This window comes from Streptomyces sp. NPDC017676, assembly GCF_044329325.1.
Lineage (GTDB): Bacteria > Actinomycetota > Actinomycetes > Streptomycetales > Streptomycetaceae > Streptomyces.
On the sequence record NZ_JBIRJA010000014.1, the window covers coordinates 189,094 to 206,126 of the forward strand.

General features: G+C 72.2%; 11 protein-coding genes. 8 read left to right on the plus strand and 3 right to left on the minus strand.

What is annotated here, in order from left to right; genetic code table 11:
* The first annotated feature begins 12 nt into the window (after positions 1–12).
* The 7 genes from ACH4LD_RS29120 to ACH4LD_RS29150 all read left to right on the plus strand — a co-directional run bounded on the left by ACH4LD_RS29120 (position 13) and on the right by ACH4LD_RS29150 (position 10,943).
* On the plus strand, positions 13–1,719 hold the full coding sequence (locus ACH4LD_RS29120; RefSeq protein ID WP_398057108.1) for an extracellular solute-binding protein: 1,707 nt from the start codon (positions 13–15) through the stop codon (positions 1,717–1,719).
* Positions 1,720–1,772: 53 nt separating this feature from the next.
* A complete protein-coding gene (locus ACH4LD_RS29125; RefSeq protein ID WP_398057222.1) occupies positions 1,773–2,729 on the plus strand; it encodes an ABC transporter permease in 957 nt (318 codons plus the stop codon).
* Positions 2,726–3,679 carry a carbohydrate ABC transporter permease gene (locus tag ACH4LD_RS29130; RefSeq protein ID WP_398057107.1) on the plus strand — a complete coding sequence of 318 codons (954 nt, stop codon included), beginning with the start codon at positions 2,726–2,728 and terminating at the stop codon, positions 3,677–3,679. The genes ACH4LD_RS29125 and ACH4LD_RS29130 overlap by 4 nt, the downstream gene beginning before the upstream one ends.
* Before the next feature lie 178 nt (positions 3,680–3,857).
* Positions 3,858–6,035, plus strand: coding sequence for a 1,4-beta-glucanase (locus ACH4LD_RS29135; RefSeq protein WP_398057106.1), 2,178 nt, complete (start codon positions 3,858–3,860; stop codon positions 6,033–6,035).
* On the plus strand, positions 6,032–8,002 hold the full coding sequence (locus ACH4LD_RS29140; protein ID WP_398057105.1) for a beta-galactosidase: 1,971 nt from the start codon (positions 6,032–6,034) through the stop codon (positions 8,000–8,002). Before ACH4LD_RS29135 ends, ACH4LD_RS29140 begins: the two co-directional genes overlap by 4 nt.
* On the plus strand, positions 7,999–10,194 hold the full coding sequence (locus tag ACH4LD_RS29145) for a glycosyl hydrolase family 95 catalytic domain-containing protein (RefSeq protein ID WP_398057104.1): 2,196 nt from the start codon (positions 7,999–8,001) through the stop codon (positions 10,192–10,194). Before ACH4LD_RS29140 ends, ACH4LD_RS29145 begins: the two co-directional genes overlap by 4 nt.
* Before the next feature lie 35 nt (positions 10,195–10,229).
* The gene (locus ACH4LD_RS29150; protein ID WP_398057103.1) at positions 10,230–10,943 is read left to right on the plus strand and encodes a hypothetical protein; all 714 of its coding nucleotides are present in this window, start codon (positions 10,230–10,232) and stop codon (positions 10,941–10,943) included.
* 42 nt (positions 10,944–10,985) lie between these two features.
* Here ACH4LD_RS29150 and ACH4LD_RS29155 read toward each other — a convergent pair whose 3' ends face one another.
* Positions 10,986–13,025 (minus strand): TIM-barrel domain-containing protein, encoded by a 2,040-nt coding sequence (locus ACH4LD_RS29155; protein WP_398057102.1) that lies wholly within the window; start codon positions 13,023–13,025, stop codon positions 10,986–10,988.
* Between the two features lie 203 nt (positions 13,026–13,228).
* Positions 13,229–14,242: a LacI family DNA-binding transcriptional regulator gene (locus ACH4LD_RS29160; RefSeq protein ID WP_398057101.1), complete on the minus strand. Its 1,014-nt coding sequence runs from the start codon at positions 14,240–14,242 to the stop codon at positions 13,229–13,231.
* Positions 14,243–14,545: 303 nt separating this feature from the next.
* On the opposite strand from ACH4LD_RS29160, the gene ACH4LD_RS29165 reads away from it, so the two are divergent.
* On the plus strand, positions 14,546–16,483 hold the full coding sequence (locus ACH4LD_RS29165; protein WP_398057100.1) for an acyl-CoA dehydrogenase family protein: 1,938 nt from the start codon (positions 14,546–14,548) through the stop codon (positions 16,481–16,483).
* Here the strand turns inward: ACH4LD_RS29165 and ACH4LD_RS29170 are convergent.
* Positions 16,480–16,938, minus strand: coding sequence for a lamin tail domain-containing protein (locus ACH4LD_RS29170; RefSeq protein WP_132788775.1), 459 nt, complete (start codon positions 16,936–16,938; stop codon positions 16,480–16,482). The genes ACH4LD_RS29165 and ACH4LD_RS29170 overlap by 4 nt on opposite strands.
* Positions 16,939–17,033: the final 95 nt, after the last annotated feature.

The window sequence follows — 17,033 nt, forward strand, 5'->3', positions numbered from 1 at the left end:
AGGGTTGACGCAATGACGCCGAACGCCGCCTCCGCCTCCTCCGCGCCCAGCTGGAGAAGCTCCCCCAGCAGGAGGAGCTTCCTCGCCTCCACCGCGGTCGCCGCCGCGGCCGTGGCCGGCGGGACGCCGCTGCTCACCGCCTGCGGCGGCGGGCAGGAGGGCCGCAAGGAAGGCACCACCTCCGGCAAGGCGGCGCGCAAGCTCCTCCCCGCGTACGTCGCGTCGAGCGTCGTCGCCCCCGACATCCCCGCGAAGAACGGCTCGGCGACCGGCTTCACCAAGGCCGTCGCCCCGGACCGGCTGAAGACCTCCGTGCCGAAGAAGCTCGGCAGCGGCGGCGAGCTCACCGTCATGGCCCCGCTGTGGGGGACCCCGCCGGACGACGACAACCCGTACTACCGGGCCATGAACGAGGCCATCGGCGTCCGGACCCGCTGGCAGAACCAGGACGGCAACACCTACGACGAGAAGCTCGGCGCGGTCCTCGCGTCCAGCGACATCCCGGACGTCGTGGTCGTCCCCGGCTGGAACCTGATGGGCAAGATCCCCAGCGCCATCAACGCCAAGTTCGCCGACCTCGGGCCCTACCTGTCCGGCGACAAGGTGAAGGACTACCCGAACCTCGCCGCCGTACCCACCGACGCCTGGCAGCGCTCCCTCTTCGGCGGCCAGTTGCGGGCGATCCCGCTGCCCGCCCCCTACGTCACCAACATCGCGCCCTTCTACCGCAAGGACGTCTTCGACAAGCGCGGCTGGCAACCGCCCAGGACCACCGACGAGTTCCTGGACTGGGCGAAGGAGGCCACCGACGCCAAGGGCGGGGTGTGGGCCTGCGCCGACATGAAGTGGACCGCCTTCAACGCCTTCGGCGTGCTCAACGGCAGCGACAAGGCGCTGTGGTGGAACCTCCAGGGTGGAAAGCTGGTCAACCGGATAGAGACCGAGGAGTACCTCGAAGCCCTGGAATGGGCCCGCAAGCTGTTCGCCGCCGGCGTCGTCCACCCCGACGACAAGGCCGGCAAGACCGCCAACCCGGCCGGTGTCCGCTTCACCGCCGGCAAGCTCCTCGTCTACAACAACGACCTCTCCGACTGGTTCGGCAAGACCTCCGAACAGCGCACCCAGAACCGGGACTTCGAGATGGCCGCCATGGACGTCTTCACCCACGACGGCGACGACCCGCTGCTGTGGGCGGTCCAGCCCTCCGACATCTTCACCTTCGTCAACAAGAAGGCGTCCGAGCGGAAGATCAAGGACTTCCTCGCCATCGCCAACTTCTGCGCCGCCCCGTTCGGCACCAAGGAGCGCCTGCTCGCCGAGTACGGCGTCGAGGGCACCGACTTCACGCTGGACAAGGGCGTGCCCACCAAGACCACCAAGGGTGTCAACGAGGTCCTCGGCGCCTTCGACTACACCGGCAAACCCGCCGCGTACGTCGCCCACCCCGACCTCCCCGAGGTCACCCGGGGCATGGTCGAGTGGCAGCAGCGCATGGGCGCCTTCACCAAGAAGTCCTCCTTCTACGGGCTCACGATCACCGAACCCAGCCGCTGGTCCAACCTCGCCGACGACTTCGAGCAGCTGGAGGACGACGTCGTGCGCGGCCGGAAGAAGATCGGCGACGTGCAGCGGGCGGTCTCCGACTGGAAGAAGCAGGGCGGCGACGACCTGCGCGACTGGTACCGCAAGCTGCTCGACTCCACCGGCTCGGCGAAGTGACCAGCGCCGTGCCCCGCAGCAGGGCCGGGGCGAAGGCGGGGGAGGGGGCCGCGGTGGTGCCCTCCGCCGGCGCTGGACGCCGCAAGCTCGGTCTGAGGATCAGGTTCCGGCGCGACCGCACCCTGATCCTGATGACCCTGCCCGTCGTCCTGCTGCTCCTGGTCTTCAACTACGTCCCGATCCTCGGCAACGTCGTCGCCTTCCAGGACTACGACCCCTACCTCAGCGACAACGGCTTCGTCGCCGTCCTCCAGAGCCCCTGGGTCGGCTTCGAGCAGTTCCAACGGGTCTTCCTGGACGCGGAGTTCTGGCACGCCGTGCAGAACACCTTCGTCCTGTTCCTCCTCCAGCTCGTGCTGTACTTCCCGGTCCCGATCGCGCTGGCCCTGCTCGTCAACAGCGTGATCCGGCCCCGGGTGCGCGCGGTCGCCCAGGCGGTCCTGTACCTGCCGCACTTCTTCTCCTGGGTGCTGGTCGTCACCGTCTTCCAGCAGATCTTCGGCGGTGCCGGCGTCCTCGCGCAGACCCTGCGCGAACACGGGCACTCCGGCTTCGACGTCATGACCGACCCCTCGGTCTTCAAGTACCTGGTGACGGCCCAGATGGTCTGGAAGGACGCGGGCTGGGGCGTCATCGTCTTCCTCGCGGCCCTCGCCGCCGTCTCCACCGACCTGTACGAGGCCGCCGCGATGGACGGCGCCGGGCGCCGGCGCCGCATGTGGCACATCACGCTGCCCGCGCTGCGGCCGGTGATCGCCCTGCTGCTCGTGCTGCGCGTCGGCGACGCCCTCACCGTCGGCTTCGAGCAGTTCCTGCTCCAGCGGCAGGCGGTCGGCCCGGACGCCTCCGAGGTGCTCGACACCTACGTGTGGTGGAACGGCATCCGCAACCAGGACTTCAGCTACGCGGCGGCGGCCGGCCTGATCAAGGGCGTCGTCGGACTGACCCTCGTCCTCGTGGCGAACAAGGTGGCCCACCTCATGGGCGAGCAGGGGGTGTACGAGAAGTGAGCGCCGTGGCCGACCGGCCTCTCGTGGAACCGGAGCCCAGCGGGAGGCGGAGCCGGTGGGCGCCCCCGCCCCGGCCGTCCTGGGAGGAGGAGCCGGCGCGGGCCGGACTCGCCGCCAAGGGGCTGGTCCTCGGGATCGCCTGCTTCGCCGTGCTGTTCCCGCTGTGGATCGTGGTGGTCACCAGCCTGTCCCCGAAGAAGGTCATCGACGACACCGGCGGACTGGTGGTGATCCCCAAGGGCATCACCTTCGTCGCCTACCAGGAACTCCTCGGCGGCGGACAGGTGCAGCGGGCCGCGCTGGTCAGCGTCGGGGTGACGCTCGTCGGCACGGTGTTCAGCATGACGGTGTCGGTGCTGTGCGCGTACGGCCTCTCGCGCCGGGGCTCACTGGGGCACCGGTGGATCCTGATGACCCTGCTCGCGACGATGTTCTTCGGGGCCGGGCTGATCCCGACGTACCTGCTGGTCCAGGCGCTCGGCCTCACCGACACCTACCTGGCCCTGATCCTGCCCAGCGCCGTCAGCGTCTTCAACATCCTCGTCCTGCGCGGGTTCTTCATGGGCATCTCGCCCGAACTCGTCGACAGCGCGCGGATCGACGGGGCGGGGGACTGGCGGATCCTGTGGCGGATCGTGCTGCCGCTGTCCCGGGCCGTGCTGGCGGTGATCACGCTGTTCTACGCGGTCGGGTACTGGAGCGCCTGGTTCAACGCGTCGATCTACCTGACCGACCAGAAGATGATGCCGCTGCAGAACGTGATGATCCAGCTGGTGCAGAAGCAGGAACGGCCGGTCGGGCTGTCGGCCCAGATCAACACCGGACAGCTGTCACCGCTGGCCGTCCAGATGGCGGTGATGGTGCTCGCCCTGCTGCCGGTCGCCGTGCTTTCGCCGTTCGTCCAGAAGCACTTCCGCAAGGGGATGCTGACGGGGGCGGTGAAGGGGTGACGGGGCGCCTCCGCGGAGGGCGGTGCGGTCTCGTCGGCGACTGTGGGCGGGGGCCGCTCGCGCAGTTCCCCGCGCCCCTAGGGAGCCGCAGTCGGCGTCGGCTTCACGGCAAGCGTCCCCACCTCGCCCAGCACCAGTACCCGACCACCAATCAAGACACCCCCACCGAGGTATCCCCATGCCCACCCGCAGAACCGTCCTCGCCGCGACGGCGGCCGGCGCCGCGCTCGCCGGCCTCCCCGCCCCCGTCCACGCGGCCCCGGCCGAGCGGCGCCCGTACCGCTGGCGCACCGTGGTGATCGGCGGCACCGGATTCGTCACCGGCATCCTCTTCCACCCCACCACCCCCGGCCTCGCCTACGCCCGCACGGACATCGGCGGCGCCTACCGCTGGGACCAGGACACGGCCCACTGGACCCCCCTCACCGACCACCTCGGCTGGGACGACTGGAACCTGCTCGGCGTGGAGGCCCTGGCGGTCGACCCGGCCCACCCCGACCGGCTGTACCTGGCCCTCGGCACCTACACCCAGCCCTGGGCAGGCAACGGCGCCCTCCTGCGCTCCGAGGACCGCGGCGGCACCTGGCACCGCACCGACCTCCCCGTACGCCTCGGCGCGAACGAGGACGGCCGCGGCACCGGCGAACGCCTCCTCGTCGACCCCCGCGACAGCGACACCCTCTGGCTCGGCACCCGCCACGACGGCCTCCTCAAGTCCACCGACAGGGGCGCCACCTGGGCGCGGCAGGCCGGCTTCCCGGTCACCCCCGCCGGCAGCGGCCAGGGCGTCACCCTGCTGCTCGCCGCCGGCCGGACCGTCTACGCCGGCTGGGGCGACGGCGACGGCACCGCCGCGCACCCGAACCTGTACCGCACCACCGACGGCACCACCTGGGAACCCGTCCCCGGACAGCCCACCGGCGCCTCCGCCAAGGTCCCGGTCCGCGCCGCCCACGACCCCCACACCCGCGCGCTGTACGTGACGTACGCCGACGTGCCGGGCCCCAACGGCCAGACCACCGGCAGCGTGCACAAGCTGGACACCGCGACCGGCACCTGGACCGACGTCACCCCGGCCGTCCCGGGCGGCACCGACACCTTCGGCTACGGCGGAGTCGCCGTAACCGCCCGCCGCCCGGGCACCGTCGTCGTCTCCACCAACAACCGCTGGGCCGCCGTCGACACCCTGTACCGGAGCACCGACGGCGGCCGCAGCTGGGTCTCCCTCAAGGACACCGCCGTGCTGGACGTCTCCGAGACGCCCTACCTCACCTGGGGTGGGGACGAGCCCAAGTTCGGCTGGTGGATCCAGGCCGTCGCCGTCGACCCGTACGACAGCGCGCACGTCCTCTTCGGCACCGGCGCCACCGTCTACGGCACCCGCGACCTCGTCCACTGGGCGCCCCGCGTCCGCGGCCTGGAGGAGACCTCCGTACGTCAGCTGATCTCGCCACCGACCGGAGAGGCCCACCTGATCAGCGGGAACGGGGACATCGGGGTGCTCCACCACGAGCGGCTCACCGCCTCCCCGAAGCGCGGCATGGCCACGAACCCCGTCTTCGGCACCGCCACCGGCCTCGCGCTGGCGGCGGCGAAACCGTCGTACGTCGTCCGCACCGGGTGGGGCGACCACGGCAACGGTGCCTTCTCGACCGACGGCGGACGCACCTGGGCGCCCTTCCCCGCCCAGCCCGCCCCGGCCAAGACCGCCCCCGGCCCGATCGCCGTCAGCGCCGACGGCGGCGTGCTGCTGTGGACCTTCGTGCACGGGGACGGGACCACGTACCCGGCCCACCGGTCGGCGGACGGCGGCGCAGCCTGGAGCGAGGTGCCCACCTGTCCCGAGGGGGCGACACCGGTCGCCGATCCCGTCGACCCCGCCGTCTTCTACGCCTACGACACCGACGCCGGAACCCTGTACGCCAGCACCGACCACGGCCGTACCTTCACCGCCCGCGCCACCGGACTGCCGTCCGGGGACAGCCAGTTCCAGCTCGCCGCGGCACCCGGGCGGACCGGCGACCTGTGGCTGTGCACCAAGGAGAACGGGCTGTACCGGTCCACCGACGGCGGGGCGGGTTTCACGAAGGTCGACGGGGTGCGGGCCGGACACACCCTCGGTTTCGGCAAGGCGGCGCCCGGCGCCCGCTACCCGGCGGTCCACCTGGTCGGCGCCACCGACTCGGCCCCCGCCGTCCTCCGCTCCGACGACGAGGCCCGCACCTGGGTCCGTGTCAACGACGACGCCCACCGGTGGGGCTGGACCGGGCAGGCGATCACCGGCGATCCGCGCGTCCACGGCCGGGTCTACCTCGCCACCAACGGACGGGGCATCCAGTACGGGGAGCCCGCGTGAGACCGACCCTCGCCGACGCCACCCGGGGCCGCGTCCTCTTCGGCGGCGACTACAACCCCGAGCAGTGGCCGGAGGAGACCTGGCAGGACGACGTCCGGCTGATGAAGGACGCCCGGGTCACCTCCGTCACGCTCGGCGTCTTCTCCTGGTCGAAACTCGAACCCGAGCCGGGCGCGCGTGAGTTCGGCTGGCTGGACCGGCTGATGGACCTGCTGCACGACCACGGCGTCGGGGTCGTCCTCGCCACGCCCACCTCCTCGCCACCGCCCTGGATGGGCCGCCTGCACCCGGACACCCTGCCCCGGGACGCCGACGGGCGGACCGAGTGGTGGGGCGGCCGGCAGCACTTCTCGCACTCCAGCGCCACCTACCGCCGGTACGCCGCCGCCATCACCGAGGACCTGGCCGCCCGCTACGCCGGCCACCCCGCCCTCACCCTGTGGCACATCAACAACGAGTACTGCACCTTCGACCACGGCGACGAGGCCGCCGCCGCGTTCCGCCGCTGGCTGCGCGCGAGGTACGGCACCCTCGACGCCCTCAACTCGGCCTGGGGCACCGCCTTCTGGAGCCAGGGCTACGACACCTGGGACGGCATCCTGCCCCCGCGGCGCGCCCACTACCTGAAGAACCCGGGCCAGGTGCTGGACTTCCGGCGGTTCACCTCCGACATGCTCCTGGAGTGCTACACCGCCGAGCGGGACATCGTCCGCCGGCACACCCCGCACATCCCGGTCACCACCAACTTCATGCCGCTGTGGACCGGACAGGACGGCTGGCGCTGGGCCGAGGAGGAGGACGTCGTCTCCGTCGACCTCTACCCCGACCCGCGCGATCCGCTGGGCGCACAGCGCGGCGCCCTCGTGCAGGACCTCACCCGCTCGCAGGCGCGCGGGCCCTGGATGCTGATGGAGCAGGCGGCCGGGCCGGTCAACTGGCGGGGCGTGAACCACCCCAAGCCGCGCGGCCTCAACCGCCTGTGGTCCTTCCAGGCCGTCGCCCGGGGCGCCGACGCCGTCTGCTACTTCCAGTGGCGGCAGTCCCGGCAGGGCGCCGAGAAGTTCCACTCCGGCATGGTCGGACACGCGGGGCCGGAGGGGCGCACGTACCAGGAGGTCAGACAACTCGGCGCCGAACTCGCCCGGCTCTCCCCGGACGTGGCCGGCCGCCCGGTCGCCGCCGACGTGGCCGTGCTGCACGACTGGCACTCCTGGTGGGCCGGTGACCACGAAGGGCGGCTGTCGACGCTGGTGGACCTTCCGCAGGTGCTGACCGCCTGGCACCGGGCCCTGTGGGAGTCCCACCTCACCACCGACTTCGCCCACCCGGAACACGATCTGTCCGGCTACCGGCTCGTCGTCGCCCCGCAGCTGTACCTGCTCACCGACGCCGCCGTCACCAACCTCCTCGCGTACGTCCGGGGCGGCGGCGCCCTCGTCTGCGGCTTCCTCACCGGGGTCGCCGACGAGGACGACCGGGTCCGGACCGGCGGCATGGACGCCCGGCTGCGCGAGCTGTTCGGCATCCGCACCCTGCACGAGTGGTGGCCGCTGGAGGCCGGGGAGACCGTGGCCTGCGAGGGCTTCCGGGGGACGCTCTGGTCGGAGGAGATCGAGCCGGAGCCCGGGGCCGCCGAGACCGTGCCGTACCGGGGCGGCGAGCTGGACGGGATGCCCGCCGTGCTGCGCCGGGGCCGCGCCTGGTACCTCTCCACGCTGCCCGAGCCGGAGGCGCTGCGCTCCCTGCTGGCCGGCATCGCCGCCGGGGCGGGGGTGCGCCCGGTGCTGGACGGGCTCCCGCCGGCCGTGGAGGCGGTGCGCCGGGGCGAGCTGCTGTTCCTGCTGAACCACGGGCGGGAGCCGGTCACCGTCCCGGTCCCCGGCGCCCCCCGCGAACTGCTCGGCGACACCGACGTCACGGACGCGGTCACCCTCGGCCGCTACGGCGTGGCGGTGCTGCGGTCATGAGCCGCACGCCGGTCCACGGCACCTGGGAGCCGGCCCCGGCCGCCCGCTGGGAGGACGCCTTCCTGAGCGGCAACGGCCGGCACGGCGTTCTCGTGTCCGGCGACCCGGACGACGAGCGGGTGGTCGTCACCCATCACACCCTGGTCCGCCCCAACGGAGCCGAGCACGCCCGGCCGCCCCGGCTGGCCGCCCAGCTCCCGGCGGTGCGCACGCGGTTGCTCGCCGGTGACCTCACCGCCGCCGAGGGGTTCACGGACGGCCGCCCGCTCCAGTGGGTGCAGCCCTTCCACCCCGCCTTCCGGATCCGGCTGCGCGGAGCGGCGGCAGGCGCCCACGGCGGCCTGCGCCGGGCCGTCGACTTCACCACCGGCGAGGTCACGGCCGCCCGCTCCGCCGCCGTCAGCCGCGTCTTCGTCTCCCGTGCCGACGACGTGATCGTGCACGAGATCACCGGGGGCGACCTCGACATCCGCCTGGACCACCGGCTGCCGGGCGCCCCGGCCGGGCTGCGCGTCGGCCACGGCACGCTGCTCACGCCCGAGGGCGCCCTGCTGAGCCTGCGCGCCCGCTACCCGGACAGCGACCGCGCCTACACCGGCGTGACCCTCGTCGCCGTCTCCGGTGGCCGGACCGAACTCGTCCCGCCGGGCGTCCGCGTCACCGGCGCCCGCTCCGTGCTGCTGCTCACCCGGGTGCGCCGGCACACCGGCGAGGCCGACGTCACCGCCGAGGCCCGGCTGCTCCAGGACCTGCTCGACGGCACCGAGCGGCCGTACGACAGCCTCCTCACCCGGCATCTGGAGCGGCACCGCACCGCCTATCTGCGGGTGACGCTCGATCTCGGCGCCGACCCGGCCGAGCGCGCCCTGCCCGGCTCCGAGCTGCTGAGGCGCCCGCACAGCCCGGCCCTGCTGGAGCGGCTGTTCGCCGCCGGGCGCTACCACCTGCTCTCCAGCAGCGGCCTGCTCCCGCCCCGGCTCACCGGCCTGTGGACCGGCGACTGGGACACCGCCTGGTCGGGCGCGTTCACCACGAACGCCAACCTCAACCTCCAGACCGCCTCCGCACCCGCCGCCGCCCTGCCCGAGGTCACCGAGGCGCTGGCCACGCTGGTCGAACGGCAGCTCCCGGACTGGCGGGCCAACGCCCGGGCGATCTTCGGCACGCGGGGCGCCGTCGCGCCCTCGCACACCGACGGCGAGTCCGGGCTGACGTACCACTTCAGCCGTGAGTACCCGCTGCACCTGTGGACCGCCGGCGCCGACTGGCTGCTCAAACCACTGGTCGACCACGACGAGATCCGTGGCGAGCGGGATCCGCGCACCGCCGCCGCCCTCGCCGAGGCGGCCCTCTTCTACGAGGACTTTTTCACCCGCACCGACGCCGACGGCCACCTCGTCGTCGTGCCCTCCTACTCGCCCGAGAACCGGCCCGCCAACGGCAGCTGGGGCGCGGTCAACGCGGCCATGGACCTCTCGGCCGCCCGCCACACCCTGCTCACCGCCGCCCGCTACCACCCCGGACTCGCCGGAAGGTGGCGGTCCCTGGCCGACCGGCTGCCCCCGCACCGCGTCAACGCCGACGGCGCCCTCGCCGAATGGGCCTGGCCCGGACTCGACGACAGCTACGACCACCGCCACCTCAGCCACCTGTACGGCTGCTGGCCGCTGGAGGAGATCACCCCGTACGACACCCCGCGCCTGGCCGCCGCCGCCCTGCGGGCGCTCGCACTGCGCGGCCCCGAGAACGACTCCGCCCACGGCCATCTGCACCACGCCCTGATCGCCGCCCGGCTCGGTGACGCGGGCCGCGCAGCCCAGGCCCTGCGCCGGGTCCTCGACGGCGACTTCTTCCACGCCTCCCTGATGAGCGCCCACTACCCGCGCCGGAACGTCTACAACGCGGACGCCGCGCACACCCTGCCCGGCGTGCTGATCGAGATGCTCGTCCAGTCCACCCCGGACCGGCTCGTCCTGCTGCCCGCCGTCCCGGACGCGTGCCCGCGCGGTGAACTGCGGGGCGTGCGCACCCGGTTCGGCGCGGAGATCGATCTCGCCTGGGGCCCGGACGGCGCCCGGGCCGTCCTGCGCCCCCACCGCACCGGCCGCGTCGAACTGCGGACTTCCTCCGGCGCCGAGCCGCTCGACCTCGTCGCCGGAGAAGACCGCGTCCTCATCCTGGGGGCGCGGTGACCGAGGAAACTCCCCCCACCCATGGAAGGGACACCATGGCAACACGCACGCCGGGCCGGGTCGCCAAGGCCCTGCTCGCCCCCGCCCTCGCCCTGGGCGCCACCGTCGGCCTCGCCGCGTCGCCCGCCTCCGCCGCCGTCTGGAACTCCTGCGACCAGTGGGGCAACACCACCCTGAACGGCTACACCCTGTACAACAACATCTGGGGCTCCGGCGCCGGCAGCCAGTGCGTCTGGGCCAACTCCGGCACCAGCTGGGGCGTCTGGGCGAACCACCCGAACACCGGCGGCATCAAGTCCTACCCCAACGCCAAGAAGGCGATCAACAAGCCGATCACCTCACTGACCTCGCTGACCAGCAGCTACAACGTCACCGTCCCGGCGTCCGGCGCGTACAACACGTCGTACGACATCTGGGACACGGCGTACGACTACGAGGTCATGCTCTGGGTCAACAAGACCGGTGCCGTCGGCCCGCTCGGCACCTCGCAGGGCACGGTCACCCTCGGCGGCGCCACCTGGACCGTCTACAAGGGCAACAACGGCTCCAACGACGTCTTCTCCTTCATCCGCACCTCCAACTCCAGTTCGGGCACGGTGAACATCCTGCCGATCCTGAAGTGGATCAAGGACACGAAGGGCTGGTTCGGCAACGTCACCATCGGGGACGTCCAGTTCGGCTACGAGATCACATCGTCGTCCGGCGGCCTGGACTTCACCACCAACAACCTGACGGTCAGCGGCGGTTGAGCCGACCGGGCCGGCTCCCCCGCGGGAGCCGGCCCCTCCGGGCTACTCGGTGACCGGCAGCTCGGCCCCGTCCCGCAGGAACAGCGGGATGCGGTCCAGCGGCGCCTCCACCGTCACCGCCGTACCGCCCTCGTACGTCGCACCCGTCCACGCGTCCGTCCAGCGCGCGCCCGCCGGCAGGTACGTCGTCCGGGCCGTGGCCCCCGCCGTCAGCACCGGGGCCACCAGCAGGTCCCGGCCGAAGAGGTAGGCGTCGTCCACCGACCAGGCCGCCTGGTCGTCCGGGAACTCCAGGAAGAGCGGGCGCAGCACCGGCAGGCCCTCCTCGTGGGCCTCCCGCATGACCGTGAGGACGTACGGCTTCAGGCGCTCGCGCAGGCGGAGGTAGCGCTCCAGGATCGCGCCGGCCTCCTCGCCGTACGACCACACCTCGTTCGGGCCGCCGGTCATCTCCGGGCCCAGCGGCATGCCCGGGTCGCGGAAGCCGTGCAGCCGCATCAGCGGGGACAGGGCGCCGAACTGGAACCAGCGGATCATCACCTCCCGGTACGCCGGGTCGTCCGGGTCGCCACCGTGGAACCCGCCGATGTCGGTGTTCCACCACGGGATGCCGGACAGCGCGGTGTTGAGCCCGGCGGCGAGTTGCCGGCGCAGGGTCGCGAAGTCGGTACCGATGTCTCCGGACCACAGCGCGGCCCCGTAGCGCTGACTGCCCGCCCACGCGGAGCGGTTGAGGGTGATGACCTCCTCGCCCTCGGCCCGCAGGCCCTCGTGGAACGTGCGGGCGTTCTCGGCCGGGTAGATGTTGCCGACCTCCAGGCCCGGGCCCGTCCAGTAGCGCAGGTTCTCCTGGAAGCCGGGCTTCAGCTCGGGCTCGCAGGCGTCCAGCCAGAAGGCCGTGATGCCGTACGGGACCAGGTAGTTGTCGCGGACGCGGGACCAGACGAAGTCGCGGGCCTCCGGGTTCGTCGCGTCGTAGAACGCCACCTGGACGGTCGAGGCGACCCCCTTGTCCGGCCAGTCGGCGTGCGCCACCGGCCCGTACTGGGTGCCGATGAACCAGCCGCGCTGCTCCATCACCGCGTGGTTCTCGGAGAGCGGGGACACCGACGGCCAGACGGAGACGACCAGCTTGACGCCCATGTCCTCCAGCTCGCGCACCATCCCCGCCGGGTCGGGCCACTCCTTCGGGTCGAACCTCCACTCGCCGAGGTGGGTCCAGTGGAAGAAGTCGCAGACGATCGCCGAGAGGAGCAGGCCCCGGCGCTTGTACTCGCGGGCCACGGCGAGGAGTTCGTCCTGCGTGCGGTAGCGCAGCTTGCACTGCCAGAAGCCCGCCGCCCACTCCGGGAGCATCGGCGAACGCCCGGTCACCGCCGTGTAGGCGCGCTGGCCGTCCGCCGGGGTGCCGGCCGTGATCCAGTAGTCGATCTGCCGGGCCGAGTCCGCGACCCACCGGGTGCCGTTGCCGGCCAGCTCCACGCGGCCGATCGCCGGGTTGTTCCACAGCAGGGTGTAGCCCCGGCTGGAGACCAGCACCGGCACGCTCACCTCGGCGTTGCGCTGCACCAGGTCCAGCACCAGGCCCTTCTGGTCCAGCCGGCCGTGCTGGTGCTGGCCGAGCCCGTACAGCTTCTCGCCCTCGTAGGCGGCGAACCGCTGCTCCAGCCGGTGGTGTCCGTTGCCGACCGCTGTGTACAGGCGGGGACCCGGCCACCAGAAGTGGGCACGCTCCTCGGCGAGCAGCTCGGTGTGGTCGTCGGTGCGCAGGAAGCGGAGCAGGCCCTCGGCGGTCACCTCGACGGTGAGGGCGCCGACGGTCATCCGCGCCTCGCCGTCACCCAGCTCGATCACACCGTCCCGGGCGGGCGGGGCGTCGAGGAGCGCGCCCGGCAGGCCCTCCAGCACCGGGCCGCCGAGCCGGGCGCGCACCCGGACCGCGTCCGGACCCCATGGCTCGATCCGCACCGTCTCCTGCCGGCCGCTCCACTCCAGCGCCCCGTCCCGCTCCCGGAACGTGCCGGTGGTGGGGGAGGACTGGGCGAGACTGACCTTGGGCTGCGCGACGACAGGCTGGTTCACGGCATGCTCCTGAGGCTGGGAGTGCAGACAGGGACAGCAGGCAGTTGTGCAGACAGGGACAGCGGGCGGAAGTGCGGTCAGGGACGCCGGGTGAGGGTGCGGTCGGGACGGCGGGTGGAGGGTGCGGTCGGGACGGCGGGTGGAGCGTGCGGGCAGGAGAACAGGCCGGGGTGTGCCCCGTGCGGGGCGTGACCGGCGGGTGGTCAGGGCGCGGACGGTGCCGGTCCCGAACTCGCCCGTACCGTCAGCTCGGGCGTGAGCAGCACGACCTCGTCGCCGCCCCGCCCGTCCAGCTTGGCCACCAGGTGCTCCACCGCGTGCCGGCCCATCTCCTGGGCGGGGATGGCGACCGAGGTCAGCCGTACCGAGGCCTGGACGGCGACCTGGTCCGGGCAGATCGCGACCACGGACACGTCCTCGGGCACCGCCCGGCCCTGCTGGCGCAGCAGCGCGAGCAGCGGTTCCACCGCCGACTCGTTCTGCACCACGAACCCGGTCGTCCCCGGCCGCTCGTCGAAGATCCGGGCCAGGGTGAGGGCGAGGGCGTCGTACCCGCCCTCGCAGGGCCGGTGCAGCACCCGCACGCCCGTCTCGCGGGCACGGGAGCGCAGACCGTCCAGGGTCCGCTCGGCGAAGCCGGTGTGCCGCTCGTAGACCGCCGGGGCCTCTCCTATGACAGCGATGTCACGGTGCCCGAGCCCCGCCAGATGCTCCACGCACAGCGCGCCGGTGGCGCCCCAGTCCAGGTCCACGCAGGTCAGCCCGGCGGTGTCGGCGGGCAGGCCGATGAGGACCGAGGGCTGGCCGGAGGCCCGCAACAGCGGCAGCCGCTCGTCCTCCAGCTCGACGTCCATCAGGATCATCGCGTCGGCGAGACCGCTGCCGGTGACCCGGCGCACCGCGTCGGGCCCCTCCTCGCCGGTGAGCAGCAGGACGTCGTACCCGTGCGTCCGGGCCGTGGTGGCCACCGCGATGGCGATCTCCATCATCACCGGCACGTACATGTCGGTGCGCAGGGGGACCATCAGCGCGATGATGTTGGACCGTTTGCCGGCCAGGGCGCGGGCCCCCGCGTTGGGGTGGTAGCCCAGCTCCCGGATGCTCTGCTCGACCCGCTGCCGGGTGGTCGCGGAGATGGACCGCTTGCCGCTGAGGACATAGCTCACCGTGCTCGCCGAGACTCCGGCGTGCTGAGCTACCTCGGCGAGGGTGACCATCCGGCTCTCCAAGCTTTTGAAGCGCTTCGACACTGCGCATGACCGACAAGGTGGATGAGGGTGAGAATGACACTAGCTCCAGGCGGGCCGGGGTGTCCATAGGCCGTCGAAGCGCTTCGACAGCAATTCCAGGGGGCGGGGATGGCGCCCCGTCTGCCGCAGGTGCGCGCTCTTCGGCGGTGCTTTCCGCCGTTCGCGCGCGAGGGGTGGTGGGGTCGGCCCGTTTCGGGTACCAACGATCCAGTAGCACTGGTCGGTAACGAACGGTCCCATTCGTCCCCCTTTGCGGCGAGGTGAGCCTGAATGTCCGCCACCACCACCCCACGCACCACCGTCACCGAGCGCGAGGCCCGCCAGGTGGCGGAGGCCGCCCGGCAGCAGGACTGGCACAAGCCCAGCTTCGCCAAGGAGCTGTTCCTCGGGCGCTTCCGGCTCGACCTCATCCACCCCCACCCGCTGCCCGACGAGGACTCCGTGCGGCGCGGCGAGGAGTTCCTGGCGAACCTGCGCGCGTTCTGCCAGACGGCGATCGACCCCGCCCGGATCGAGCGCGAGGCCCGCATCCCCGACGAGGTCGTGGCGGGCCTGAAGGAACTCGGCGCCCTCGGCATGAAGATCGACCCGAAGTACGGCGGTCTCGGCCTCACCCAGTTGTACTACAACAAGGCGCTCGCCCTGGTCGGCTCCGTCAGCCCCGCCGTCGGCGCGCTGCTCTCCGCGCACCAGTCGATCGGCGTACCGCAGCCGCTGAAGCTGTTCGGCACCCAGGAGCAGAAGGACGCCTTCCTGCCCCGCTGCGCCCGCACCGACATCTCCGCGTTCCTGCTCACCGAGCCGGACGTCGGCTCCGACCCGGCCCGCCTCGCCACCACGGCCGTACCCGACGGCGACGACTACGTGCTCGACGGGGTGAAGCTGTGGACCACCAACGGGGTGGTCGCCGACCTGCTCGTCGTCATGGCGCGCGTGCCGAAGTCCGAGGGGCACAAGGGCGGCATCACCGCGTTCGTCGTGGAGGCGACCTCCGAGGGCGTCACCGTCGAGAACCGCAACGCCTTCATGGGGCTGCGCGGCATCGAGAACGGCGTCACCCGCTTCCACCGGGTACGGGTCCCGGCGGCCAACCGTATCGGCCCCGAGGGCGCCGGACTGAAGATCGCGCTCACCACCCTCAACACCGGCCGGCTGTCGCTGCCCGCGATGTGCGCAGGAGCCGGCAAGTGGTGCCTGAAGATCGCCCGCGAGTGGGCGGCCGAGCGCGAGCAGTGGGGCAAGCCGGTCGCGCTGCACGAGGCGGTCGGCGCCAAGATCAGCTTCATCGCGGCCACCACCTTCGCCCTCGAAGCCGTGCTCGACCTGTCCTCGCAGATGGCCGACGAGGACCGCAACGACATCCGCATCGAGGCCGCCCTCGCCAAGCTCTACGGCTCCGAGATGGCCTGGAAGATGGCCGACGAACTGGTCCAGATCCGCGGCGGGCGCGGCTACGAGACGGCCGAGTCGCTGCGGGCGCGCGGCGAGCGGGCGGTCCCGGCCGAGCAGATCCTGCGCGACCTGCGCATCAACCGCATCTTCGAGGGCTCCACGGAGATCATGCACCTGCTGATCGCACGGGAGGCCGTGGACGCCCACCTCTCGGTCGCCGGTGACCTCATCGACCCCGACAAGCCGCTGTCCGCCAAGGCGAAGGCGGGCGCGAACGCGGGCGTCTTCTACGCCAAGTGGCTGCCGAAGCTGGTCGCCGGACCGGGCCAGCTGCCGACGGCGTACGGCGAGTTCAAGCACGGTATCGACCTCTCCGGGCACCTGCGCTACGTCGAGCGCACCGCCCGCAAACTCGCCCGCTCCACCTTCTACGCCATGTCCCGCTGGCAGGGCCGGATGGAGACCAAGCAGGGCTTCCTCGGCAGGGTCGTGGACATCGGCGCCGAGCTGTTCGCGATGAGCGCGGCCTGCGTCCGCGCCGAGCGGCTGTGGCGCGAGGGCGAGCACGGCCGCGAGGCGTACCAGCTCGCCGACGCCTTCTGCCGCCAGGCCCGCATCCGGGTGGACGAACTCTTCGCCCGGCTGTGGACCAACACCGACGACCTGGACCGCAAGGTGGTCAAGCAAGTCCTCGGCGGGGCCTACACCTGGCTGGAGGAGGGCATTCTCGACCCGTCCGGAGAGGGGCCGTGGATCGCCGACGCGACCCCCGGACCCCCCGCCCGCGAGAACGCCCGCCGTCCCTTCGGGGGCTAGCAGTACTTGTCGCTCGGGTCCCGCGTCGTCCAGGAGCAGGTGGCGACCTTGCTGCCGCTCGCCTTGGTCAGGGTCGCCGTGTCCTTGTCGTTGTTCCAGACGTAGGCACGGCGGTCCTGGTACTTGTCCGACGCGGTGTCCGAGCCGCTGCCGGTGTGCACCTTCAGGTACTTCCCGGCGCCGATCTTGACGTTCCCGAAGACGTACTTGTGGTTGGAGGCGTCCTTCAGCACCCACCCCTTGAGCGAGACCGCCGAGCCGCTGGTGTTCTTCAGCTGCACCCACTCGGCGTTCAGGCTCTTGTTCGAGCGGTTGTCCGAGCCGGGGCTGTCGAACCACACATGGTGGATCTTCACGCCCCCGGCGGCCTCGGCCGGGGTGCTGAGCAGGGTGCCGGTGAGCAGGGCCGCGCCGGCGAGGGCGGGCAGGGCGGCGCGTATGCGCACAGTACGCATGGAGAGATCCCCCCAGGATGTCGTCCGCGAAGTCGTGGCCGGCCCGGACGGTGACCGGCCCGGACTGAAGTGTTATCACATGATCTTCACGGCGC

What these genes read in the sequence shown, in the direction of transcription:
- ACH4LD_RS29165 (WP_398057100.1), top strand. Translation starts at nt 14,546, where the DNA reads ATGTCCGCCACCACCACCCCACGCACCACCGTCACCGAGCGCGAGGCC.
- ACH4LD_RS29170 (WP_132788775.1), bottom strand. Translation starts at nt 16,938, where the DNA reads ATGCGTACTGTGCGCATACGCGCCGCCCTGCCCGCCCTCGCCGGCGCG.
- ACH4LD_RS29120 (WP_398057108.1), top strand. Translation starts at nt 13, where the DNA reads ATGACGCCGAACGCCGCCTCCGCCTCCTCCGCGCCCAGCTGGAGAAGC.
- ACH4LD_RS29160 (WP_398057101.1), bottom strand. Translation starts at nt 14,242, where the DNA reads ATGGTCACCCTCGCCGAGGTAGCTCAGCACGCCGGAGTCTCGGCGAGC.
- ACH4LD_RS29135 (WP_398057106.1), top strand. Translation starts at nt 3,858, where the DNA reads ATGCCCACCCGCAGAACCGTCCTCGCCGCGACGGCGGCCGGCGCCGCG.
- ACH4LD_RS29150 (WP_398057103.1), top strand. Translation starts at nt 10,230, where the DNA reads ATGGCAACACGCACGCCGGGCCGGGTCGCCAAGGCCCTGCTCGCCCCC.
- ACH4LD_RS29145 (WP_398057104.1), top strand. Translation starts at nt 7,999, where the DNA reads ATGAGCCGCACGCCGGTCCACGGCACCTGGGAGCCGGCCCCGGCCGCC.